We start from the raw sequence: 24,741 nt of genomic DNA on the forward strand, positions 1-24,741 counted from the left end.
AGGCAGCCGCACGTGGCGCGCTTGGCTGGGACTGCTGGTGGGCGCCGTCCTGATGCTGGCGACGGCGAGCGCTTATTCTGCCCCAAAAACGGTGCTTGTGCTGGGCGATAGCCTGTCGGCCGAGTACGGCCTGGCGCGCGGCAGCGGCTGGACCCAGCTGTTGCAGCAACGGCTGCAGCAGAACAAGGTCGAGGCGCGGGTAATCAATTCCAGCATCAGCGGCGACACCACCATCGGCGGCAAGAATCGCCTGCCCGCACTGCTGCAGAAGAACCAGCCCGACATCGTCCTGATCGAACTGGGCAGCAACGATGCACTGCGCGGCCTGCAACTGAACGCCACCGAACAGAACCTGCAAGCCATGATCGACATGGCGCAGCAAGCCCGTGCACGCGTGCTGCTGGTGGGCATGCAGATTCCGCCCAACTACGGGGCTGACTACACGCGCCGCTTCTCGGCCATGTTCGAGTCGCTGGCCAAGCGCAACAAGGCGGCGCTGGTGCCCTTCTTCATGGAAGGCATCGCCGCCGATCTGTCACTGTTCCAGGCCGACCGCATCCACCCTAACGAACAGGCGCAAGGCAAGCTGCTGGACAACGTCTGGCCGCACCTCAAGCCGCTGGTCGGCGTGAAATAACTAACGGCGAAGTGGGTGTGAAGTGTCAGTGGCGCGCGTGCAGCGCCAGGAAACGGCGCAGCAGCCCGGTCGACTGGGGCGTATCGCTGACCTTCTCGCGCAGCGCCAGCGCATCGATACCGCAGCCGCGGTACACATCGGCGTAGTAATTCAGGTGGGCGCGAACGAAGTCCGGCGAGAACTCGGGGTGAAACTGGGTCGAGTAGATATTGTCGGCATGCTTGAGCATGTGATGCGGGTCCATCGGCGAACGCGCCATGACCGTGGCATCGGCCTGCGGGCGCAACACCGACTGCATATGCAGCATGTGGGCCGGAAAGGTCGGCGGCAATTCGGCCAGCAGCGGATCCTTGCGGCAGCATTCCAGCATTTCGACATGCATCGTGCCGGCCGCGCGCCCTGACGGGTTGTAGCCAACCTCGCCGCCGAAGGCATGGGTCAGCAACTGATGGCCATAGCAGATACCGAACATCGGCATCTCCTGCAGCGCCGCCTCGCGCAGCCATTCGGCCGTGCGCTCGCTCCAGTCCTCGCGATCGGTGACCATCGCCGGTGAACCGGTGATGAACACCGCCCGGTACGAACAGGCCGAGCGCAGGCTCTGGCCATCGCAGACATTGACGACATCGATCTCGTCGGCGCACAGGCCGGCCGCGGACTGGATCTGTTGCGCATAGCCGCCGTAGCTGCTTTTCAGGGTCTGGTTGGCATCACCGGTTTGGATGATCAGGACGGGAGCGGGCATCGGCAACGTAATGAGTAAAGGACGTCAATCAGTTATTCAGCAACAACAAACCTTGTCTAACAGCTTACCAACGCGAAGCACGGCAGTCCGGATGACATCAATACGAGCAGGCCGCCCGATGCGCAGGATATTCCCGCGCCATGAAAACCCGCCTCGCGATCCGCCTATTCCCCAACGGCAATGCTGCGCCGCATCCATGATGAAACAAAAAGGGCCGCTAGAAAAGCGGCCCATCGAAATTATTTAGCACTTTGTGCCGACTCGCCACGCCATTGGCGTCGCGCAGTCGTCATTTAGTTACTTGGCAGCATCATCGGCGCTGACCGTGTCGGCGCCCTTGAGCAGCTGGGTCTTGGCCTTTTCACGCAGGAAAGCCAGGTAAGCCAGGGTTTCCTGTTGCGACAGGACGTTGGCGATCTGCTCCTGTTCGGTCTTGCGACGGGCCTGGTCCACCACCTTGGGCTGCTCGACCTTGGTGACGCGATAGATCTGGTAACCCAGGCCAGGGCTCTCGACGCCGGTGTAGGCCGGCAACTTGGCGGCATCGACCTTCATGACCGCATTGAAACCCTGTTCGGTCCAGCCTTCGCTCTTGACGCGCGACACCACCCGGGCGTCGGTGAATCCGGCGCCGCTGTCGTTCTGCTTGAGCTCGGCCAGCTTGGCCTGGCCTGCCTTGGTCGCCAGGATCTGCTCTTGTTCCAGCAGCACGGCCTTCTGGACCAGGTCCTTGACTTCATCAAAGGGGCGCTTGGAGACCGGCTTGTAGTCGACGATACGACCGGCGATCAGGGTGTTGGGCGCAGCCTGCACCGCTTCGGTGTTGTGCTTGGCCTTGATCACGTCGTCCTTGAACAGCGCGCTCAGGAACTTGCCATTGTTATAGGCCGCATTACCGGCTGCCGGATTCGGCACCCGGGTCACGCCGCTGGCGGTCTGGATCTTCAGTTGCAGCTTGTCGGCCACCGGCTGCAGGCTGTCGCCCTGTTCGTAGACCAGGTTGTTGAACTGGTCGGCCATGTCGGAATAACGCTTGGCGGCGATCTGCTTCTTGATCTCGCCACCGATTTCGGCCTTGACCGATTCAAGCGACTTCACCGCTGCCGGCTTGATGCCGGTCACCTGGATGATGTGATAACCGAAATCGGATTCGACCGGATTGCCGATCTCGCCCTGCTTCTGGCTGAAGGCAGCGTCCTCGAGCGGCTTGGTCAACGCTTCGCGACCGAAGTAGCCCAGGTCGCCACCGTTTTCGGCCGAACCGGGATCCTGCGAATTGGCCTTGGCCAGCTTGGCAAAATCGGCCGGGTTCTTGCGCAACTGCGCCACCAGCGCATCGGCACGGGACTTGGCGGCAGCCTTGTCGGCCGCCGATGCGTCCTTCTTGACGGTGATCAGGATATGGCTAGCGCGACGCTCTTCCTGCGTCGCATACAGCTTCTTGTTCTGATCGTAATACGACTGGATGTCGGCATCGCTCACGCTCGACTGCGCCGCCACGGCTGCCGCGTCCAGCACCACGTACTGGATGCTGGCCTGTTCCGGCACCTCGAACTGACGCGCGTTCTTGTCGTAATACGCCTTGAGCATGTCGTCGCTCACCTTGACCTGCGCGGCATACGCGTCGGGACGGAAGTTGAGCACCTGCACCGTGCGTTCCTGGTCGTTCAATGCCGACAGGTTCTGCGACACCGAACGCGGGGCGAAGGCGGTGCTCTGGACGGCGGCATTGAGTTGCTGCAACGCCATCTCACGACGCAGGCCGGCTTCGTAATTCTTCTGGGTCAAGCCCTGGGCGGCCAGCAGCACACGGTATTGGTCGTTGTCGAAGCTGCCGTCCGGCTTGGTCAAGCCAGGGATCTGCAGGATGCTCTGCTGGATCGCGGCGTCAGGCACCACCAGCTTGGCCTTGACCACTTCGGCGCCCAATGCGCGCTGGGCGATCAGGTTCTCGAGGATGGCGCGACGAGCGGCCGGGGTATCGAACAACTTGGAATCGAACTGATTGCCATAGGCTTGACGCATGCGCTCGAGTTGCTGGCGATGGGCCTGATCCCAGTCTTCCTTGGTGATGGTCTGGCCGGCCACCTTGGCCACGGCGTTGTCGCCATCGGTGAGGCGGCTATAACCTTCCAGGCCGAAGAATGCGAACGACGGGAAGATGAACAGCAACAGCAAGAACTGCATCAGGCGCTGGTGAGTACGAATGAAATCAAACATGAATAGCCAATCAATAAACGATTCGGTCAATGAAGGCGCGCATCCGGAACGCGGCGCCCGCGTGCAGTAATAAAAAAGGTGAACTCACGTTCACCTCGTCACGCCACTGCGGCAACAGGTTCCAGACGCACAACGCACACCTATCGTGCACGCGCGACATTATACACATGCCAACGGCCTGATTCGCCCCTCATTCGCCCCTCACTCACCCATTTGGGCCAGCGCTACGCTGCGTAACTGGAAGCGGCCATCATTATTGAACAGCCAACTCTCGGATAGCTCGATGCGCCCGCCTTGCAGCAACGCTTCGGGCGGCTTGGGGAATGGCGCGGTGTTCTTGAGGCTGCCCAGCGCACTGGTCTCGGCATTGCGGTCGCGATTGCTGCGCAGGATCTCGCTTTTGACCAGGTTGCCGTCCCGGTCCACCACGTACTTGATCACGATCACCGCCCGCAGCAGCGCCTGCGGACGCTCGATGTAGACGCTGGTCGAATTGACCTGGGCGATGCGGCGCGCCAGGTCCTGCTTGTAGCCATCGGTGGTGGTGGCCGTCGAGGTGCCGTCGGGCGTGGTGATCTGCTTCTGCTCGATGATCGAGCGCGCCAGGTCGTCGCGCTGCTCCTGGGTGCTGGGCGGCTGGCTGCAGGCCGCCAGGGCTGCGGCCAACGCCAGCACGCCGGCGGTCCGGCCGCGCTTGAATGGCGCTTGCCGGGACTGAAGGAATTGACAAGATTGGCGCATGGCACTCTCCCTGCAGGCACGTTCGACCTGCTTTCAACATGTTTGCTTCGACTGCAAAGCGTGGCGACGATTCCCGATCTTCGGTGTTGCGGCGCACCCGCATGATGCCACGGCGACGGGCTTTTCACGCTGATCCATAACTTCGACCTATAGCTTGAATTGAGCACTGTTATCACATCGACATGCGTCATCCAGCAGTCACATTGCAGCCGTAACATCCGCATGCATCCTGACCGGACCTAGCCGGCCAACGCGAAACCACACCCCACCCCATGACCCAGACCCGCTCCTGCACAGACCATCTCGACCGGCCCGCACCGTTCCTGTCCGTACGCGAGCTGAGCAAGCGTTTCGGCGCCTTCACCGCGCTCGACGCTGTCAGCCTGGACGTCGGCCAGGGCGAGATGGTATGCCTGCTGGGCCCGTCCGGCTGCGGCAAGACCACGCTACTGCGCACCATCGCCGGGCTCGAACGCCAGGATAGCGGCCGTCTGCAGGCCGGCGGGCGCGACATCTCGCAGTTGCCGCCGCAGGCGCGCGACTACGGCATCCTGTTTCAGTCGTATGCACTGTTTCCCAATCTCTGTGTCGCCGACAATGTCGGCTATGGCCTCAATACGGGCGGCTCGCGCCTGACGCGCCAGCAAAAAAGCGAACGGGTGGCCGCCATGCTGGACATGGTGGGCCTGGCCGGTAGCGAACGCAAATATCCGGCCCAGTTGTCGGGCGGCCAGCAGCAGCGGGTGGCGCTGGCCCGCGCACTGGCGCCCTCGCCTTCGCTGCTGCTGCTGGACGAACCGCTCTCGGCGCTCGATGCCCAGGTGCGCGAGCACCTGCAACTGGAGATCCGGCGCCTGCAGAAACAGTTCGGCATCACCACGCTGATGGTCACCCACGATCAGGAAGAGGCGATGGTGATGGCCGACCGCATTGCCGTCATGCAGCGCGGGCGCATCGAGCAGTTCGGCACCCCGGCCGACATCTACCGGCGCCCGGCTACGCCGTTCGTGGCGGATTTCATCGGGCAATCCAACTGGCTCCCCTTCACCCGTATCTCGGGCTCGCAGGTGGCGGTCGGCGCATTGCAGTTCGAGATCCTGCCGGAGGAAGAAGAACTGGCACGTGGCCGCCTGTTCTGTCGCCCCGAATCGATCGACCTGTTCCCGGCGCCCGATGCCGCCAACCGCCTGCGGGCGCGGGTGGTGGATCGGCTCTACCTGGGCAATCACACTCGCCTGGCCCTGTGCGCCGACGACCTGCCGGGCCAGACGCTGCTGGCCGATGTCAGTGACGAAGCCCATCAACGGCTGCCGCACCTGCCCCAGTCCGAACTGTGGATTGCCCTGCCGCGCCAGGCGCTGCAGGTGTTCGTCTGAGGTCGCGCCGATGCTGATCGCTGCCGCCTTCACCCGGCCCCACGACCTGGGTCAACTTTTGGCTACCGGCCTCAAGTGGCTGCTGCTGTGCGCCTTGTCGCTGGGGCTGGTCGGGCCGCTGCTGTTCATCATGGGCCAGGCCGCATTCACCAGCGATGGTCGATGGGCCGGGCTGCAACCGCTGATCGCGCTGTTTTCCAATGCCAATTTCCTGCCCATGCTGGGTCGCAGCGTGTGGGTCTCCGGCGTCACCGCGCTAGTGACAGTGCCGCTGGCGTATGTGTTCGCCTATGCGCTGCAGCGCAGCTGCATACCGCTCAAGGGCGCCTGGCGCGGCATCGGCCTGCTGCCCTTGCTGGCGCCCTCGCTGCTGCCGGGCATTGCCCTGATCTACCTGTTCGGCAACCAGGGATTGTTCAAGGAACTGATGGATGGCGGCATCTACGGTTTCTGGGGCATCCTGCTGGGTGAGGTGTTCTACACCTTCCCGCATGCCCTGATGATCCTGCTGTCGGCGCTGTCGCAGGCCGATGCCCGCCTCTATGACGCCGCCAATGCGATGGGTGCCTCGCGCTGGCGCCGTTTCACCAGCGTCACCCTGCCGGCGACCCGCTACGGCGTGTTCGGCGCGCTGTGCCTGGTGTTTACGCTCACCATCACCGATTTCGGCGTGCCCAAGATCGTCGGCGGCGCCTACAGCGTGCTGGCGGTCGAAGCCTACAAGGCGGTGGTCGGCCAGCAGCAGTTCGGCCGTGGCGCCCTGATCGGCCTGTTGCTGCTGGTGCCGGCGCTGCTCACCTTCGCCGTCGACGGCTGGCTGCAGCGGCGCCAGCGGGCCCAGACCACCAGCCGTTCCGAACCCTATGCGGCGCGCCCCGACTGGCGCCGCGATATACCCATCCTGCTGGCGTTGCTGGCGATATGCGGCGCCATCGTGCTGATGCTGGCCGTGGCCATGGGCGCCTCGGTGGTCAAGCTGTGGCCCTACAACTTGCAACTGACATGGCAGCACTATGACTTCGACAACATGGATGGCGGCGGCTGGCTGGCCTACCGCAACAGCCTGCGACTGGCCTGCGGCACCAGCGTGATCGGCACCGTGGTGGTATTCGGCGGCGCCTGGCTGATGGAAAAGACGCGCCGCACGGTGTTGCTGTCGCCGCTGCTGCGCATGCTGTGCTTCCTGCCGATGGCGGTGCCGGGCCTGGTGCTGGGGCTGGGCAGCCTGCTGTTCTTCAATCATCCGGCCAATCCGTTCAATTTCCTGTACGGGACCATGAGCCTGCTGGTGGTGTGTTCGGTCGTGCACTTCTACACCACCGCCCATCTCACCGCCGTCACCGCCCTCAAGCAGCTCGACCCCGAGTTCGAGGCCGCCTCGCTCTCGCTCAAGGTGCCGCTGATCAAGACCTTCGTGCGAGTCACCGTGCCGATGTGCCTACCGCAGTTGCTGGAGATCTTCCGCTACCTGTTCGTGTCGTCGATGACCACGGTCTCGGCCGTGATCTTCCTGTATCGCCCCGACACGGTGCTGGCCTCGGTGGCGGTGCTGAACATGGATGACGCCGGCGATGTCGGGCCGGCCGCCGCCATGTCGACGTTGATCCTGCTCAGTTCGGCGCTGGCCTCGCTACTGCTGCACCTGGTCGCGCGCGGCGCGGTGGCCCGCACCCAGGGCTGGCGCCGCACGCGCTGAATGGTTTTTCCTTTTCGCTTTCCCGTTTCGCTTTTCCAACCCAGCCAAATCAAGGCCATCATGAAGAAAACCACGCTATTCAAACTGCTGGCATCGATTGCCGGCGTCGGCATGCTGTTGTCGGCATCGGCCGCCCATGCGGCAAGCACCCTGACGGTCTACACCGCGCTCGAAGCCGACCAGATCAAGGCCTACCAGGCGGCATTCCAGAAGGCCAACCCGGATATCGAGATCAAGTGGGTGCGCGATTCGACCGGCATCGTCACCGCCAAGCTGCTGGCAGAAAAGGCCAATCCGCAAGCCGACGCCATCTGGGGCCTGGCCGCCACCAGCCTGGCCATGCTCGACAAGGAAGGCATGCTGACCCCGTACGCCCCCAAGACCCTGTCCAACATCGAGGCCAAGTACCGCAGCGCCGCCAATCCGCCGGCCTGGGTCGGCATGGACGTATGGGCGTCGGCAATCTGCTTCAATACCGTCGAGGCGCAAAAGCTGGGGCTGCCCAAGCCGACCTCGTGGGCCGACCTGACCAAGCCGGTCTATGCCGGCAAGATCGTCATGCCGCACCCGGCCTCGTCCGGCACCGGCTACCTGGACGTCTCGGCCTGGCTGCAGATGATGGGTGAAGACAAGGGCTGGGCCTACATGGACGCCCTGCACAAGAACATCGGCCAGTACACCCACTCCGGCTCCAAGCCCTGCAAGCAGGCCGCCACCGGTGAATTCCCGATCGGCATCGCCTTCGAATACCGCGCCGTGAAGACCAAGAAGGAAGGCGCGCCGATCGACGTGATCCTGCCAAGCGAAGGCCTGGGCTGGGACATCGAAGCCACCGCCATCGTCAAGGGCACCAAGAACCTCGAGGCCGCCAAGCGCCTGGCCGATTTCTCGGCCAGCCGCGAAGCCATGACGCTGTACGAGAAGAACTTCGCGGTAGTCGCCATGCCCGGCATCGCCAAGCCGGATGAGCTGCTGCCGGCCGATTATGAAAAGCGCCTGATCAAGAACGACTTCACCTGGGCCAGCACCAATCGCGACCGCATCCTGACCGAATGGAGCAAGCGCTACGAAAGCAAGGCAGAAAAGAAGCAATAAGGCAGCAACGCGCGCCGGCCAGCACACCGGCCCGGCGCGCACAACCGTATTCGATGGAGCATTCATGAACAGCACCGATCCCCGACATTTCGACCTGGCCGTGGTGGGCGCCGGCATCCTCGGCCTGGCGCACGCCTTCGCCGCCGTCAAGCGCGGCCTGCGGGTGGCCGTGTTCGAGCGCACCGGCACCCCCATGGGCGCCTCGATCCGCAACTTCGGCATGGGCCTGGTCACCGGCCAGCCGCCCGGCATCATGCTGGATCTGGCGCGCGAAAGCCGTGCCCTGTGGCTGTACCTGGCAGCCCGCGCCAACTTCAGCGCACGCGAAGCCGGCAGCCTGCTGTTTGCCCGCACCCAGGCTGAGCACGAGGTGCTGCAGGAATTCATGGTGGTGCGCGCGCGTCAGCACGAATATCGCGTCTCGCTGCTGCAGGGCGACAAGCTGGCTGCGCTCTACAATGGCCGCTTCGGACATCATCTGTCGGCGCTGCACGGCACCGAAGACCTGCAGTTGTACTCGCGCGAGGCGATGCCGGCGCTGGTGGCCTACCTGCATTCGCAAGGGGTGCACTTTCGCTTCAATACCCTGGTGCATGGCGCCGGCGGCGGCCACCTGTCGAGCACCGCCGGCGAATTTCGCGCCGAGCGCGTGATCGTCTGCTCGGGCCACGACTACCAGACGCTGTTTGCCGATCGCCTGCAACCGATGAACCTGAAACAGTGCCGGCTGCAGATGCTGCGCGTGAAGGCGATCGATACGCCGCCTCTGGCATTGACGCACGCGGTGCTGACCGGCCTGTCCTGCACCCACTACGGCGCCTTCTCTGACCTGCCGTCGGCGCGCGCCGTCGACGCCGAGATCGAAGCCACCGCGCCGCTGCTCAATCGCCACGGCATCCACCTGCTGGTCAGCCCGACGCCTTACCAGGAGCTGATCGTGGGCGACTCGCACTATTACGGCACCGACTCGCCGCCGTTCAACAACGAAGAAATCGACCAGTTGCTGATCGACCTGGCCGAACATACCCTGGCCACCCGGGTGCAAGTGCTGGAACGCTGGCAAGGCGTCTACGGCAGCAAGGGACCGGGGCCGTTCTCGGCACTGAAGATCGATGAACACACCAGCGCCGTGCTGATGCATACCGGCATCGGCATGAGCGTCGGGCTGGGCCTGGGCGAGCGCGTGGTGCAGGCCTTGCTGGAAGGCACGGCATTGCCGGGCTGAGCAGCAGTCGCTGGGTACCGGCATTCGCCGGCACGACGCAATACTTATAGGTCCGGCGCCGTCGCCCTGGCGAACGTCAGGGCCCAGCGGCTTTCATCCAATTAAATAACATCTTTAACATCTTCTAAAGATCGCCTGGCGCCTTTCGCTGCGCCGCAAAAACCTGCACCACCCTCGCAAGCCGCTCCCGGCCTGCCGTTTCATGCTGCAACGCAGCTTATTTCCGCAGGCCCGATCTGTAAGCCTGTGTAAGTTTCAAGCAAGTCCTGCGTAAGTTTTGGGTCGCACACTCGGCGCGTGGACAAGTGGGCCATTACGCACGCAATGCGAAAAATATCGCACCTTGTGTCGATCAGGGGATGGCGCCGCGCGGATGCGTCGCGTTCTTGCATAACGCCCCATTCGGCCATGCCAATAATCTATTACTAAAATCAAGGAGACCAGCATGACGACAGCATCAGTCAACAAGACTGCGCGCGGCATCACACCGGAGGAGCGCAAAGTCATCTTTGCCTCTTCACTCGGCACCGTGTTCGAATGGTATGACTTCTACCTGTACGGGTCGCTGGCAGCGATCATCGCCAAGCAGTTCTTTGCCGGCACCGATCCCACCACCGGTTTCATCTTCGCGCTGCTGGCGTTTGCCGCCGGCTTCATCGTGCGTCCGTTCGGGGCGCTGGTGTTCGGTCGCCTGGGCGATCTGGTCGGTCGTAAATACACTTTCCTGGTCACCATCCTGATCATGGGCGCATCGACCTTCATCGTCGGCATCCTGCCCAACTACAACTCGATCGGCATCACCGCGCCGATCATCCTGATCATCCTGCGCATCCTGCAGGGCCTGGCGCTGGGTGGCGAGTACGGTGGCGCCGCCACCTACGTGGCCGAACACGCGCCGGAAGGTCGTCGCGGCGCCTTCACGGCGTGGATCCAGACCACCGCCACGATGGGCCTGTTCCTGTCGCTGCTGGTGATCCTGGGCGTGCGTACCGCCGTCGGTGAAGCCGCCTTTGCCGATTGGGGCTGGCGCATTCCGTTCCTGGTGTCGATCCTGCTGCTGGCCATCTCGGTGTGGATCCGCATGTCGATGAACGAGTCGCCTGCCTTCATCAAGATGAAGTCGGAAGGCAAGATCTCGAAGGCGCCGCTGACCGAAGCCTTCGGTCGCTGGAAGAACCTCAAGCTGGTGATCCTGGCGCTGGTCGGCCTGACCGCCGGCCAGGCCGTGGTGTGGTACACCGGCCAGTTCTATGCCCTGTTCTTCCTGACCCAGTCGTTGAAGGTCGATGGCCCCACCGCCAACATCCTGATCGCCGCCGCGCTGCTGCTGGCGACCCCGTTCTTCCTGGTGTTCGGTTCGCTGTCGGATCGTATCGGCCGCAAGCCGATCATCCTGGGTGGTTGCCTGATCGCGGCCCTGACCTACTTCCCGATCTTCAGCGCCCTGACCCACTACGCCAACCCGGCGCTGGAAGCGGCACAGCAAAAGGCCCCGGTGATCGTCACCGCCGACCCCAAGACCTGCAAATTCCAGTTCAACCCGACCGGCACCTCCAAGTTCACCTCGTCCTGCGACGTGGCCAAGGCCAAGCTGGCCGCAGCCTCGGTGAACTACCAGAACGCCGTCGGCGAACCGGGTTCCGTTGCCACCGTCAAGATCGGCGACAAGGTGATCACTTCGTTCGAAGCCACCGGCCTGTCGAAGGAAGCTGCTGCCGAGAAAGACAAGGCCTTCAGCAAGGAACTGCTGGACGATATCAAGGCTGCCGGCTACCCCAGCAAGGCTGATCCGGACCAGATCAACAAGCCGATGGTCTTGCTGCTGCTGTTCATCCTGGTGATCTACGTGACCATGGTGTACGGCCCGATTGCGGCGGCGCTGGTCGAAATGTTCCCGACCCGCATCCGCTACACCTCGATGTCCATGCCCTACCACATCGGCAATGGCTGGTTCGGCGGCCTGCTGCCCACCACCTCGTTCGCGCTGGTGGCCTATCAGGGCGACATCTACTACGGCCTGTGGTATCCGATCATCATCGCCCTGGTGACGGTCGTCATCGGCGCGCTGTTCGTCAAGGAAACCGTGCACAACGACATCAACGCCGAATACTGAGCGTAGACGCTGTTGCAGCAATAGAAGGACCGGTCGGGATCTGATTCCGACCGGTCTTTTTTTTAGCGCAGCTTGTTCAGCGCGGTGAAGCGGCAGCCTGCAGCGCTGCCTTCTGTTCCACCAGCGCCAGCAATCCCTTGGCGGCAATCGACAGGCTGCGCTCCTTGGGGGTGACGATGAGCAGCGGGCGCACCAGTGCGGGCGCATCCATCGGGATCGCCACCAGATCGGGCAGGCGAAACTGGAACAAGGTCAGCTCCGGCACCACCGATACCCCCAGGCCGCTCTGGATCAGGCCGGCCACGGTGGCCAGGTGTTCGACTTCAAGCCCGGAATTGACCACGCTGCCCGGGGGCAAGGCGGCTTCCAGGTGCTGGCGCACGCTGGTCGAGCGCGCCAGGTGGATCAGTTCGCAGCCGGCCAGGTGATCGACCCGGATGCGACGCCGCCGCGCCAGCTTGTGATCGCGACGGCACACCAGGTAGAACGGGTCGCTGCACAAGGCGCGGGTGTCGAATTCGGTCAGGTTGGGCCCAGGCGCGGTCAGGGCGATGTCGACCTTGCCCTGGCGCAGCAAGTCGAGACAGTGGTCTGAAATGGCGTCATGCAGGCTGACGGTGACGCCCGGATGGCGACGCCGGTATTCGGCCAGCACCGGCGGCAACCAGCCGGCCGCCAGCGATGGCAACGCCGCCACCGCCACCCGGCCCTTGCGCCGCGCCACGTAGTCGCTCATGTCGGCGAACGCCGCCTCGATATCAAACACCAGCTGGCGCGCCACTTCGACGAACAATTCGCCTTCCGGGGTCAGTGTGACGTTGCGGGTGTCGCGCTCGAACAGCCGGGCGCCAGCGGCCGCCTCCAGCTTCTGGATCATCACGCTGAACGCCGATTGCGAGACGTGGCAGCGCTCGGCGGCATGGCCAAAATGGCGACAATCGGACAACGCCAGGAAGGCCTGCAGCAGGCGGGTGGAGATATTGGTTTGCACGGGTAGTCCGGGTCGGGTGATTGCGCAGATTGATTAATCTGAAAAACCGATCAATCAATCGAAAAAATCAACTTTACAACAAAATTGCCCCAAACCTACACTCGCCCTGCTTGCGCTGCCTGGACCGATCTGAACGACCAACAACAAGGCCGGTGCGCAGGACCAATAAGAAATCGAACTGCATTCTGGAGACCCACATGCTTGCCCTGCTCGGCTTTGTCACGATCGTATTGTTGTTCACGGCCATCCTCACCAAGAAGATGTCGCCCCTGGTGGCGCTGATCGCCATTCCCATCATTGCAGCGCTGGTCGGCGGTTTCGGCCTGCAGACCTCGAAGTTCATCGTCTCGGGCGTGACCGCCATCGCGCCGGTGGCCGGCATGTTCGTCTTTGCCATCCTGTTCTTCGGCATCGTCACCGACGCCGGCATGCTGGACCCGATCATCACCCGCATCCTCAAGACGGTCGGCAGCCGGCCTACCCGCATCGTGCCGGGCACCGCCCTGCTGGCGCTGCTGATCCACCTGGATGGCTCGGGCGCGGTGACCTTCCTGATCACCATCCCGGCCATGCTGCCGCTGTACAACCGGCTGGGTATCGACAAGCGCATCCTGGCCTGCGTGGCTTCGATGGCCGCGGGCGTCAACTTCCTGCCCTGGACCGGGCCGATGATCCGCGCCTCGGCGGCGCTGCATATTCCGGTGTCGGACATCTTCACGCCATTGATCCCGGTGCAGCTGGTCGGCCTGGCGTTCGTGTTCATCGCCTCCTGGCTGCTGGGCCTGAAGGAAGAACGCCGGCTCGGCCTGGGCAAGGGTTCGACGGTCGATTTCGTGCAGCAGCACGAGCTGACCGAGGCGCAACTGAAGATCCGTCGCCCGCAGAACTTCTGGATCAACATCCTGCTGACCGTGTTCGTGCTGGGCGTGATGATCAGCGGCCGGGTCGACCCGGTGGTGATGTTCATGATCGGCGTGGTCGCGGCCCTGATGATCAACTACCGCGACGTCAACATGCAGCGCGAACGCATCGACGCCCACGCCAAGGCCGCCTTGCTGATGGCCAGCATCCTGTTCGCCGCCGGCGTATTCACCGGAATCATGACCAAGTCGGGCATGCTCTCGGCGATGGCCAAGACCGCCGTCGGTTTCGTGCCGCCCGAGATGGCCGGCCATATCCCGGTGGTGCTGGGCGTGTTGTCGATGCCGCTGTCGCTGCTGTTCGATCCCGACTCGTTCTATTTCGGCGTGTTGCCGGTGATCGCCGAAGTCAGCCACATGCTGGGCGTGCCGACCATCCAGGTGGCGCAGGCCGCGCTGCTGGGCCAGATGACCACCGGTTTCCCGGTCAGCCCGCTGACTCCGGCCACCTTCCTGGTGTGCGGCCTGGCCGGCATCGAACTGGCCGACCACCAGAAGTACACCATTCCATTCCTGTTCGGCGCGTCGGTGGTGATGACCATCGCCTGCGTGCTGCTGGGGTTGTTCCCGCTGTTTTGAGATTGGACAAGCCATGAATAAAGCCGTTGAACCAGACCGCCGCACGGTGCGCATCGGCGCCGGCGCCGGTTACTCGGGCGACCGTATCGAGCCGGCACTCGAACTGGCGGAACACGGCCAGCTCGACTACCTGATCTTCGAATGCCTGGCCGAACGTACCATCGCCATCGGCCAGCAAGCGCGCCTGGCGGACCCTGCCAAGGGTTACGACCCGCTGCTGGCCGAACGCATGCGCATGGTGCTCAAGGCCTGCGTCGAGCGCGGCGTGCGCATCGTCACCAACATGGGCGCGGCCAATCCGCTGGCCGCCGCCGTACGGATTCGTGACATCGCCCGCGAACTGGGCCTGACCCGGCTGAAGATTGCCGCCATCACCGGCGACGATGTGCTCACCGTGCTGCAGGCCGGCGAATTCAAGATCGAAGACAACGGCCAGTCCGTGACGTCGCTGGGCAGCAGCCTGATCTCGGCCAATGCCTATCTCGGCATCGCCCCCATCGTCGCCGCCCTGCAGGCCGGCGCCGATGTCGTCGTCACCGGCCGCGTGGCCGATCCGGCGCTGGTGCTGGCGCCGCTGGTGCATGAGTTCGGCTGGGCCCTGGACGATTGGGACCGGCTTGGTCAGGGCACGCTGGTGGGCCACCTGCTGGAATGCGCGGGGCAGATCACCGGCGGCTATTTTGCCGATCCCGGCTGCAAGGATGTCGCCGGCCTGGCGCGGCTGGGCTTTCCGATCGGCGAAGTGGCGGCCGACGGCAGCGCCGTGATCACCAAGGTCGCCGGCTCCGGCGGCCAGGTCACGGCGCGCACCTGCACCGAACAATTGCTGTACGAAATCCATGACCCCGCGTCCTATTTCACGCCCGACGTGGTGGCCGACTTTTCACAGGTCAGCATCAGCGAGATCGGCCCGGACCGGGTTGCCGTCAGCGGTGGACGCGGCCGGCCACGCACCGCCACCCTCAAGACCACGCTGGGCTACCGCGACAGTTTCATCGGCGAAGGACAGATCTCGTACGCCGGCCCCGGCGCCCTGGCGCGGGCGCAACTGGCGCTGGACATCGTGCGCGAGCGGTTGCAACTGACCGGGGTTGCGGCCAGCGAACTGCGCTTCGACCTGATCGGCATCAACGCCATCGGCGGCCCCGATGCGACCCTCGCCCACGAGCCCTCCGAGGTACGGGTGCGGGTGACCGGGCGTACGGCCAGCCTGGCCGAAGCGGTGCGCATCGGTAACGAAGTCGAGACGCTCTACACCAACGGCCCGGCCGGCGGCGGCGGCGCCACCAAAGCAGCGCGCGAGGTGATCGCGGTACTGTCCACGCTGGTGCCGCGCGATCTGGTGCGCACCGACATTCATTTCGAGGAGCTGTGACATGCTGCTGCGCCAACTCGCCCATTCCCGGGCCGGTGACAAGGGGGACATTTCCAACATCTCGGTCATCGCCTACGACCGCAACGACTATGCCCTGCTGCTGCGGGCGCTGACACCGGAACGGGTACGCCAGCATTTTGCCGGCATCGTGCACGGTGAAGTCACGCGCCATGAACTGCCGCACCTGGGCGCCCTGAACTTCGTCATGCAACGTGCCCTGGGCGGCGGCGTGACCCGTTCGCTGGCGCTCGACGCCCATGGCAAATCGCTTTCCGGGCTGATGCTGGCGCTCGAACTTGAGCTCGAGGACTGATCCACGTCCTGCCCGGCCGACCGGCAGCCATGCGCTGCCGGCGTCCTCTTCTGCGCCATCCCACGCGGCCAGGCTATGCCGTTTGCCGAGCCGCGTATGACCGCTGTTGGTCCCTGCGCCAGGCTGATCGCGGCGCGACCTGACTCCCCTAAAGTGACTCCTGCCCGAGCCGGCCCAGTGCCGGCTTTTCGCTCACGCCTTGCTAGGCGGCGCCGTCTTAGGCCGTCCATTGCAGGCAAGCCAGGATCACTTGCATGCACGCCGACATACATGACTTCATCGCCATCGGGCTGGGCCCCTTCAACCTGAGCCTGGCCGCGCTCAGTGCGCCGCTGCCGGACCTGGACGCGCTGTTCCTCGAAAAGAACCACGAATTCAACTGGCATCCCGGCCTGCTGCTGGACGACGCCACGCTGCAGAACCCCTTTCTGGCCGACCTGGTCACGCTGGCCGACCCCCGCAGTGAATTCAGCTTCCTGAACTACTGCAAGCAGACCGGCCGGCTCTATTCGTGCTACATGCGCGAACAACTGCACCTGCGGCGAGCCGAGTACAACCGTTACTGCCAGTGGGTGGTGCGGCGGCTGCCGAATGTGCGCATGGGCTGCGAAGCCACGCGGGTCAGCTACGACGAGGCACGGGGCGCGTACCTCGTCAGCGGCCGCGATCATGTTGCCCGATGCGACTTCAGCCTGTGCGCCCGCAGGCTGGTGCTCGGCCTGGGCACGGTCCCCAGCCTGCCGCCCTGCTGCGACCAGCCGGCCGCGCCCTACCTGCATTCGGCCCATTACCTGCAGCACAAACCCGCCCTGCTGCAACGCCGCAGCATCGTGGTGATCGGCAGCGGCCAGAGCGCCGCCGAGGTGTATTACGACCTGTTGCGCGCCAGCGCCAGCCACGCCTTCCGGCTGACCTGGATCACCCGCGCCCCGCGTTTCTTCCAGATGGAAAACAGCAAACTGACGCTGGAACTGATCTCGCCCGACTACACCGATCACTTCTTCAGCCTGCCGGCCCATCGGCGACGTCGCATCCTGCGCCAGCAGGCAAGTATCTACAAAGGCATCAACGCCAGCCTGATCGACGCCATCTACGCGCTGCTCGACGAGCGCATGCTGCATGCCGCCCACCGCTATCGGCTGGCGTCGAACGCGACGTTGCGCAGTTGCCGCCATGATGCCGAGGGCGACCGCTTCCAGCTCGGCTTCCGGCATCTCGACAGCGCCCGGGATTTTTCGATCGATGCCGATGGCGTGGTGTTCGCCACCGGCTATGCGACCCGCCTGCCCGAGCTGCTAGCGCCACTGCATGAGCGCATCGACTGGGCCGATGATGGTGGCTATCGGATGACCCGCGACTACGCCATCGACCGTAACGGCGGCGAGATATTCGTGCAGAACGGTGGTCTCGCCAGCCATGGCGTCGGCAATCCCGACCTCGGCCTGTGCTGCCACCGCAATGCCCGCATCCTGCGCGCGCTGACCGGCCGGGAACACTATCGCATCGAACCGCGTACCGCATTGCAGACCTTTGGGCCATTGCCGTCATGACGGACATCACCCGCCGTTGGCCCACCGAGCGTGGGTGGATCGACGTTGCCGGGGCGCATCCGGACGGCTTTCGCCTGCGTCGGGTGCAGGCCGAGCGCGACGCGGCGCTGCTGCAGCGATGGTTTAGCAGCGAACGTGGCCGCTTCTGGACGATGCCCGACAAGTCACCCGCCGGCGTGCGCGCGTATTACGCCGGCATGCAGCGCAGCGGCCATGCCTGCGCCTTTCTCGGCCACGCCGATGAGCGCCCGGCATTTGTCATCGAATGCTACGACCCCGCGCATGACCGGGTCGCTGCCCATTACCAAGTCGAGCCGGGCGACCTGGGCCTGCACCTGTTCGTGGCGCCGCCCGTGATCCGGGTGCCGCAGTTCACCCGCAATGCGATGCGCTGTGCGCTGGCGTTCATGTTCCAGCGACTCGCAGCCCATCGCGTGGTGGTCGAGCCGGACGTCGACAACCTGCGCATCCACGCCCTCAACCACAGCATGGGATTTCGCGATGCCGGCTGCATCGCGCTGCCCGACAAGATCGCCACCCTGGCCTTCTGCACCCACGCCGATTTTCTCACCTGCCAACCACCGGAGCCCCGACCATGACACTGCACGACGACGCGACGCATCCTGGCGCCATTGCCGCCCATCTGACACCCGAGGCCTGGGCCAGCGCCAATCGGATGCTGCTGCGCAAGGCTCTGGCCGAGTACGCGCACGAGATGATCATCGCGCCCGAAACCATCGGCGCGGCCGCCACGCCGGGCATGCTGCGCTATCGGCTCAGCCTGACACCCGCCATCGAATACCATTTCGATGCGCGCCAGATGGCGCTGCGCCACTGGGACATCGCAGCCGACTCCATCATCTGCCTCAAACAGCAGCGACAGGCCCCCCTGGACGCGCTGCAATTCGTGACCGAACTGCGCGACCTGCTGGCCATCGATCCGGCGCGCCTGCCGATCTATCTCGATGAAATCACCAGTACGCTGCACAGTGCAGCCTACAAACTGTGCCACTGCAACCTGCGCAGCACCCAACTGGCGCAGGCCGGCTTCCAGGAAATCGAGGCCTCGATGACCGAGGGGCACCCCAGCTTCGTGGCCAACAACGGCCGCCTCGGCTTCGACGCCCACGACTATCACGCCTATGCGCCCGAGGCTGGCATCCCGATACGGCTGGTATGGGTGGCGGTGCACCGCGATCACGCTCACTTCGCCTGCGTGCCTGAACTTGACCACGACGCCCTGCTGCGCGAGGAACTGGGCCAGCCGCTGCTGGATCAGTTTCATGCGACATTAAAGAGCCAAGGTTGCGATCCGGCGCACTACTACCTGATGCCAGCGCATCCCTGGCAATGGTTCAACAAGCTGGCGCTGGCGTTTGCGCCCTATCTGGCAGACCGCCGCATGGTCTGCCTGGGCTACGGAGCGGACCACTATCGGGCCCAGCAGTCGATCCGCACCCTGTTCAATCTCGACCACCCCACCCGGCGCTACGTCAAGGGTTCGCTATCGATCCTCAACATGGGTTTCATGCGCGGCCTGTCGCCTTACTACATGGCCGGCACGCCCGCCATCAATGCCCACATCCACGGCCTGCTGCAGGGTGACGCCTACCTGCGTGGCAAAGGGTTCGGCATCCTGCGCGAGGTGGCGTCGCTGGGATTTCGCCATCGCTACTACGAAGGCGCCATCAGCGGCGATTCGCCGTACAAGAAGATGTTCTCTGCCCTGTGGCGCGAGAACCCGCTACCCTTGATCGGCCCTGGCCAGCGGCTGATGACCATGGCCGCGCTGCTGCATGTCGACCAGTATGGCGATGCGCTGGTGGTCGAGCTGGTGCGCGCCTCTGCGCTGGATCCGATGACCTGGCTGCAACGCTATCTGGAGGCTTACCTGGCGCCGCTGGTGCATTGCCTGTACCGCCACGACCTGGTGTTCATGCCGCATGGCGAAAACCTGATCCTGGTGCTCGAAGACCATGTGCCGGTGCGCGTCTTCATGAAGGACATCGCCGAGGAGTCGGCCATCCTCGATCCCGACGCTGAACTCCCCGATGCCGCCAGCCGCCTGCGGGCCGAGGTGCCCGACAGGTTTCGCCTGCTGAGTATCTTCGTGGATGTATTCGACGGTTTCCTGCGCCATCTGAGCCCGCTGCTGTCGCAGCACCTCGGATTGGACGAAGACGACTTCTGGCGCATCGTCGCCGCTTGCATCAGCGGCTATCAGCGCACGCATCCGCAGCAGTTGTCCAGATATCGCCAGTTCGACCTGTTCGCACCAAGCATGCTGCACTCCTGCCTGAACCGGCTGCAGCTGGCCAACAACCTGCAAATGGTCAACCTGGCCGATCCGGTCGGCAGCTTTCGCCTGGCCGCCGACCTGGTCAATCCGATCGCCCGCCACCGGCCCCGCTGGCTGGATCCTTGCGGGGCGTAAAGACGCGCGTCGATCGAAAACAATCGAGGTAAATCTCGCAATTAATTCTATGAATGCGCCGCAATCGCCGTGACCTCGCACGGCCTGCGCACAGCCGCGCCGATATCGATTACAACGCCGGGTTATCCCATCCGGCCATTTCCCCTTTACCCGGCAGGAGGTTTGCCTTGGCTGTAGCGCCGTCGTCTCATTCATTCACACTGGCCGAACTCAATCGGCTGGATCGCCCGGTCGGCATGCTGTACCGGCTGGGCGATAGCGATCCGGAAACTCCGGTCGTCGATGAATTCCACCTTGCGAAGGGTCGCATCGACCGCCATGAATTGCGTCCCGGCCTGTGGCTGGCGGCATCCGATCTGGTGGTCGATTTTCCTTACCAGTCGGTCTGGCGACAACCAACGTATTTCTCGGTGATCGCGCTGTTGCAGGGCAAGCTTCACCTGCACCAGGATTCGGCCCTGGATCTATGCGCACAAGGGGGCGTCAGTGCCACCGGTGGTGCCGCCCGGCCGCTGGTCGCCAGCCATGCCGCCGGACAGCAGATCCGCAGTCTGTGCCTGACCGTGCTGGAAACGACCGACATGGGCGAAGACCAGAGCAGCGAACTGCTGGCCAAGGCGCTGCGCAACCCCGGTCAGTGCCTGCAACCGTGGTCCTTGCAGCCGCATCTGGCGGTGGCGTTCGAACACCTTTTCAACTGCATGTGGAGCGGCACCCTGAATCAGCTGCTGCGCGAAGGCATCGGCCTGCAATTGCTGTCGCATGGCTTGCATTGCGCCATCGACGCGCCATCGCAGAAGCAGCCGCCGCTGTCGCCGCGTGACCGCCAGATGCTTGAGCGGGTACGCCAGAAACTGCATGCCTGCCCGGGCGACGATCATTCCCTGCATGAACTGGCGCGCCTGGCTTGCATGAGCCCGAGCACCCTGCGCGCCAAATTCCAGGCGGCCTACCAATGTTCGGTATTCCACTGGCTGCGCCAGCGCCGGCTGGAGGTGGCGCGCGAACAACTGGCACAAGGCTGGAGCGTGCAGCAGGCCGCGCACTATGTCGGCTATCGTCATGCCACCAATTTCTCGACCGCCTTTCGCGAGCGCTACGGCATTTGCCCCAGCCGCCTGGCGTCGCTGTGATCTCACCTCGCCTGGTCGGCGTGCTGGGCCTGCTGTGCAGCATCGGGCCCGCCTCGATCGATCTCTACCTGCCCGCCTTTGCCGCTATTGCGGCTGAGTTCGGGCTGCCGCCGGCGGCGATCCATCGCACGCTGGGTTGCTACATGCTGGCCTATGCCTGCATCCTCCCGCTGCATGGTGGCCTGGCCGACAGCTATGGCAGGCGACCCGTGATCCTGGTCGCACTGGGCCTGTACCTGGCAGCCAGCCTGTGGTGCGCCGGTGCCTCGGATTTTGATTCGCTGCTGCTGGGTCGCATGTTGCAAGGCGCTGCTGCCGGCGCCTGCAGCGTGGTGGCGCCGGCCATGCTCCAGGATTGCCGCGCTAACGATGCCAGTGCCAGTACCAGTGCGCAGCGTGCCATGTCGGCGCTGATCCTGATGCTGAACCTGTCGCCAGCGCTGGCCCCGGTCATGGGCGGATATCTCACCGAGTCACTGGGCTGGCGCGCCAATTTCGTGGCGTTGGCATCGATCGCTATCCTGGCCCTGGCGCTCTGCCGGCGACATCTGCCGGAAACGCTGCCAGCGGCCGCACGCCATCCGTTCAACATCCGCCTCCTGCTACGCAACTACGCGGGCCTGGCCAGTCAGCGTCGGATCATGACGCTATGCCTGGCCGGCGCATGGCCGGTCGCCGGCCAGGGCCTGATCATCGGCAGCGCGCCGGACCTGCTGCTGCATGTGCTGCGCTGGCAGACAACCGATTTCGGCTATCTGTTCATGCCCATGGTCGCCGGCGCCATGGTTGGGGCCTTGGTGGCCGGGCGCGTGGGCCAGCAAAGCGTGGTGTTGCTCGCCTATGGCTGCATGGCCTGCGGCGCTACTGCGCTGACAGTGACCGGGGGTGACGCGCCCCTGACCATCATCCTGCCGCTGGCCGCCTATGTCTGCGGGCTGGCCATGGCCACGCCGCCGATCACGCTGCGCCTGCTGGCCTGCGCTCCGCATCATTGCGGCACGGCGGCTTCGCTGTCCGGCGTCATCCAGCTACTGCTGTTTGCGCTGGCCAGCGGCTGGCTGGCGCCGCTGCTGGGTACCCGCCCCATCTGGCTCGGCATGGCGCTGCTGACCTGCAGCGCGATGAGCGCGCTGGCCTGGCGCGTCAGCGATCCCAACCGCGAGGCGCGGGGCGAATAGCGCTTGTGAGCGACGACTGGCGGTTGTTATAGCGCTGCGCATAGGTATTGCCGCGTACTGCATACGCTGGCGGATGGAATGTCGAGAATAATTATCATTACATCAACAGTCGTCGGAAAATACCATGTTCACCGCCCATCATCCTTCATCCGCCTCCTCCCGCAACCCGCGCTCATCCCGCCTTGGCCGCTCGTCCATTGCCCGCTCCACGCCGCCGCGCTCGGCGGGTGCCTGCCGCTGGTGTGCCCGGCGCCTCTCGGTCGGCGGCGTGCTTTCGGCCACCTTGTGTTGCAGCGCGCCGTCGCTGGCCGACGATACGCTGCACCCTGGCGCCGGCCTGCCCGGCATTACGGTATCCGCCCCGCATGCCGTCACGCCGGCGGACGCCTATACCGTCGAGGCCATGGGCACCGCCACCGGCCTGCCGCTGGCACCGCGTGAAACGCCACAAGCGGTGAGCGTCGTGACCCGCCAGCAGATCGAGGACGCCAACCTGCCCACCGCACTCGACGCCCTGCTGGCGGCACCCGGCATTGCCGCCGTGCATAGCGACAGCAATCGCAGCCAGTTGTCGGCGCGGGGCTTTGCCATCGACAACCTTCAATTCGATGGCATGCATTCGCCGTTGCTGCCGCACTGGAACTTCGGCGCCACCAACATGAGTTCGGCCATCTTCGAGCGGGTTGAAGTGGTGCGCGGCGCGACCGGGCTGATGACCGGCAACGGCGAGCCGTCAGCGGCGATCAACTTCATCCGCAAGCAGCCGCTGGGCAGGTTCGACGCCGCGGGCATGGTGGGCGTGGGCAGCTGGGGCGAGCGCCGGGCCAATGTCGATGTCTCGCTGCCGCAGCTTGGTCGACATCGCTGGCGCACGCGGCTGGTCGCCGAGACGTCTGACGCCGGCAGTCACGTCAGCTGGCAGGGGCAGCGCTCGGGCACCTTCTATGGCGTGGCCACGATGAACCCGGCGCCGCGTACCGAGCTCAGTGCCGGGATCGAATACCAGCAGGATGCCGCCCGCGGCTTTGGCAGCGGGGTGCCTCTGTTCTATCGCGATGGCGGCCGTACCGCATTCGATCGTTCGGCGTCCAACAACACCCGTTGGGCGCGCATGCAGACACGCTCGAGCACGCTACTGGCCAACCTGCGGCATCGCTTCGAGAACGCCTGGCAATTGCGGGCCGCAATCGACCTGAATCAGGGGCATTACCACATGCGCAATCTCTTTCGGGGCAAGTTTCCCGATCATGACAGCGGTCGTGGCATGTCGCAGGTCTGGCGCCATTACGACGGCACGCGCCATCGGCGCCAGGCCAGCCTGTCACTGACCGGGCCGTTTTCGCTGCTGGGGCGCCGGCACCAGGCGGTGCTGGGCTGGTCGCGGGTGATCGATCACAGCCGCATCGACCGCCATGTCGAGCAAGCGCCCTTGCCTGACATCGGCAGCTTCTTTGACTGGCGCCGCGCGCCCATCGCCGAGCCGCGATGGAATGAACAGACCGAACCGGCCAACCATCGGCGCGTCGTGCAAAGCGGCGCGTATGCTGCCGGACGCTTTTCGCTGGCAGCGCCCTTGCATCTGATCCTCGGCGTGCGATTGGCCAATATCGACATCGAACGCAACTATTTCGGCAGCCACGAGCGCTATCGCCATCGCAACCAGCTGATTCCCTATGCCGGCGCAATCTATGATCTCGACCCGACCTACGCGCTGTACGGCAGCTATACCAGCATCTTCAAGCCGCAATTTGCACAATCGGCCGACGGTCGCCTGCTGGCACCGGTCGAAGGACGCAGCATCGAGGCCGGCCTCAAGGCAGCTTGGCATGACGGCGCGCTCAATGGATCGGCGGCCGTGTTCGACACCACGCAACGCAACCTGGCCGTGACGATACCCGGGACCCAGGTACGCGGCCGGCCGGCCAGCCAGGCTTCGCGCCCTGCCCGCGGCGTGCGGGTGCACGGCGTCGAGTTCGAACTGAGCGGCAGGCTGCACCCACGCTGGGAGATCAGCAGCAGCTTTACCCGCTTCATCAAGCGCAGCGCCGATGGGCGGCGGCTCGACAATCCCTTCCCCTCGACCCAGCTGAAACTGTTCAACAAGTTCAGGCTGTCGGAGCAACTGACGCTGGGCGGCGGCGTCGACTGGCACAACGGCATCGGGCGCAATACCAGCCAACCCGCAGGCAAGGGCTGGGTCGGGCAAGCCAGCGTGGCCCTGGTCAACCTGATGGCGCGCTACCAGTTCGACCGCCGGCTGTCGCTGGCGCTGCATGCCGACAACCTGTTCGATCGCCATTACTATAGCCAGGTGGGCTTTCACAGCCAGGGCTGGATCGGCGATCCGCGCCAGCTAAGGGCGACGCTGCGGGCCACCTATTGAACTGGCCCCCGCGTAGAAACTGTAAAAAAAGTTGCCA

Annotated in this window: 19 protein-coding genes; 15 read left to right on the top strand and 4 right to left on the bottom strand. The window is 64.4% G+C overall.

Annotated elements, in window-relative coordinates; all coding sequences use genetic code 11:
- The first annotated feature begins 52 nt into the window (after window positions 1-52).
- Complete coding sequence (locus tag LBW87_RS07175; RefSeq protein WP_225200886.1) at window positions 53-637, top strand: arylesterase; 585 nt, start codon at window positions 53-55, stop codon at window positions 635-637.
- Between the two features lie 25 nt (window positions 638-662).
- On the opposite strand, the gene LBW87_RS07180 is transcribed toward LBW87_RS07175, so the two are convergent.
- The 3 genes from LBW87_RS07180 to LBW87_RS07190 all read right to left on the bottom strand — a co-directional run bounded on the left by LBW87_RS07180 (window position 663) and on the right by LBW87_RS07190 (window position 4,343).
- Window positions 663-1,382: a glutamine amidotransferase gene (locus LBW87_RS07180; RefSeq protein WP_225200754.1), complete on the bottom strand. Its 720-nt coding sequence runs from the start codon at window positions 1,380-1,382 to the stop codon at window positions 663-665.
- Between the two features lie 297 nt (window positions 1,383-1,679).
- Window positions 1,680-3,602 (bottom strand): SurA N-terminal domain-containing protein, encoded by a 1,923-nt coding sequence (locus tag LBW87_RS07185; RefSeq protein WP_225200755.1) that lies wholly within the window; start codon window positions 3,600-3,602, stop codon window positions 1,680-1,682.
- A gap of 201 nt (window positions 3,603-3,803) precedes the next feature.
- Window positions 3,804-4,343: an energy transducer TonB gene (locus LBW87_RS07190; protein ID WP_225200756.1), complete on the bottom strand. Its 540-nt coding sequence runs from the start codon at window positions 4,341-4,343 to the stop codon at window positions 3,804-3,806.
- Between the two features lie 272 nt (window positions 4,344-4,615).
- Between LBW87_RS07190 and LBW87_RS07195 the strand changes: the two genes are divergently transcribed.
- The 5 genes from LBW87_RS07195 (at window position 4,616) to LBW87_RS07215 (ending at window position 11,848) form a co-directional block, all read left to right on the top strand.
- Window positions 4,616-5,719 carry a putative 2-aminoethylphosphonate ABC transporter ATP-binding protein gene (locus LBW87_RS07195; protein ID WP_225200757.1) on the top strand — a complete coding sequence of 368 codons (1,104 nt, stop codon included), beginning with the start codon at window positions 4,616-4,618 and terminating at the stop codon, window positions 5,717-5,719.
- Between the two features lie 10 nt (window positions 5,720-5,729).
- Entirely contained in the window at window positions 5,730-7,415 is a 1,686-nt protein-coding gene (locus LBW87_RS07200; protein ID WP_225200758.1) for a putative 2-aminoethylphosphonate ABC transporter permease subunit, read from the top strand.
- 111 nt (window positions 7,416-7,526) lie between these two features.
- Window positions 7,527-8,510 (top strand): putative 2-aminoethylphosphonate ABC transporter substrate-binding protein, encoded by a 984-nt coding sequence (locus LBW87_RS07205; protein ID WP_413927626.1) that lies wholly within the window; start codon window positions 7,527-7,529, stop codon window positions 8,508-8,510.
- A gap of 64 nt (window positions 8,511-8,574) precedes the next feature.
- The gene (locus LBW87_RS07210) at window positions 8,575-9,735 is read left to right on the top strand and encodes a TIGR03364 family FAD-dependent oxidoreductase (protein WP_225200760.1); all 1,161 of its coding nucleotides are present in this window, start codon (window positions 8,575-8,577) and stop codon (window positions 9,733-9,735) included.
- Window positions 9,736-10,180: 445 nt separating this feature from the next.
- Window positions 10,181-11,848 (top strand): MFS transporter, encoded by a 1,668-nt coding sequence (locus tag LBW87_RS07215; RefSeq protein ID WP_225200761.1) that lies wholly within the window; start codon window positions 10,181-10,183, stop codon window positions 11,846-11,848.
- A 76-nt stretch (window positions 11,849-11,924) separates the two neighbouring features.
- On the opposite strand, the gene LBW87_RS07220 is transcribed toward LBW87_RS07215, so the two are convergent.
- Window positions 11,925-12,839: a LysR family transcriptional regulator gene (locus LBW87_RS07220; RefSeq protein WP_225200762.1), complete on the bottom strand. Its 915-nt coding sequence runs from the start codon at window positions 12,837-12,839 to the stop codon at window positions 11,925-11,927.
- 197 nt (window positions 12,840-13,036) lie between these two features.
- On the opposite strand from LBW87_RS07220, the gene LBW87_RS07225 reads away from it, so the two are divergent.
- The 9 genes from LBW87_RS07225 to LBW87_RS07265 all read left to right on the top strand — a co-directional run bounded on the left by LBW87_RS07225 (window position 13,037) and on the right by LBW87_RS07265 (window position 24,704).
- Window positions 13,037-14,338 carry a CitMHS family transporter gene (locus LBW87_RS07225; protein WP_225200763.1) on the top strand — a complete coding sequence of 434 codons (1,302 nt, stop codon included), beginning with the start codon at window positions 13,037-13,039 and terminating at the stop codon, window positions 14,336-14,338.
- A 13-nt stretch (window positions 14,339-14,351) separates the two neighbouring features.
- Entirely contained in the window at window positions 14,352-15,713 is a 1,362-nt protein-coding gene (locus LBW87_RS07230) for an acyclic terpene utilization AtuA family protein (protein WP_225200764.1), read from the top strand.
- 1 nt (window position 15,714) lies between these two features.
- Window positions 15,715-16,026, top strand: coding sequence for a hypothetical protein (locus LBW87_RS07235; protein ID WP_225200765.1), 312 nt, complete (start codon window positions 15,715-15,717; stop codon window positions 16,024-16,026).
- A 254-nt stretch (window positions 16,027-16,280) separates the two neighbouring features.
- Complete coding sequence (locus tag LBW87_RS07240; RefSeq protein ID WP_320442715.1) at window positions 16,281-17,576, top strand: lysine N(6)-hydroxylase/L-ornithine N(5)-oxygenase family protein; 1,296 nt, start codon at window positions 16,281-16,283, stop codon at window positions 17,574-17,576.
- On the top strand, window positions 17,573-18,175 hold the full coding sequence (locus LBW87_RS07245) for a GNAT family N-acetyltransferase (RefSeq protein ID WP_225200766.1): 603 nt from the start codon (window positions 17,573-17,575) through the stop codon (window positions 18,173-18,175). The genes LBW87_RS07240 and LBW87_RS07245 overlap by 4 nt, the downstream gene beginning before the upstream one ends.
- The gene (locus LBW87_RS07250) at window positions 18,172-20,010 is read left to right on the top strand and encodes an IucA/IucC family protein (RefSeq protein ID WP_225200767.1); all 1,839 of its coding nucleotides are present in this window, start codon (window positions 18,172-18,174) and stop codon (window positions 20,008-20,010) included. Before LBW87_RS07245 ends, LBW87_RS07250 begins: the two co-directional genes overlap by 4 nt.
- A gap of 167 nt (window positions 20,011-20,177) precedes the next feature.
- A complete protein-coding gene (locus tag LBW87_RS07255; protein ID WP_225200768.1) occupies window positions 20,178-21,143 on the top strand; it encodes a helix-turn-helix transcriptional regulator in 966 nt (321 codons plus the stop codon).
- On the top strand, window positions 21,140-22,321 hold the full coding sequence (locus tag LBW87_RS07260; RefSeq protein WP_225200769.1) for a multidrug effflux MFS transporter: 1,182 nt from the start codon (window positions 21,140-21,142) through the stop codon (window positions 22,319-22,321). The genes LBW87_RS07255 and LBW87_RS07260 overlap by 4 nt, the downstream gene beginning before the upstream one ends.
- Window positions 22,322-22,445: 124 nt before the next feature.
- Window positions 22,446-24,704 (top strand): TonB-dependent siderophore receptor, encoded by a 2,259-nt coding sequence (locus LBW87_RS07265; RefSeq protein WP_225200770.1) that lies wholly within the window; start codon window positions 22,446-22,448, stop codon window positions 24,702-24,704.
- Window positions 24,705-24,741: the final 37 nt, after the last annotated feature.

The organism is Herbaspirillum sp. alder98 (genome assembly GCF_020179755.1).
Classification (GTDB): Bacteria; Pseudomonadota; Gammaproteobacteria; order Burkholderiales; family Burkholderiaceae_D; genus Herbaspirillum.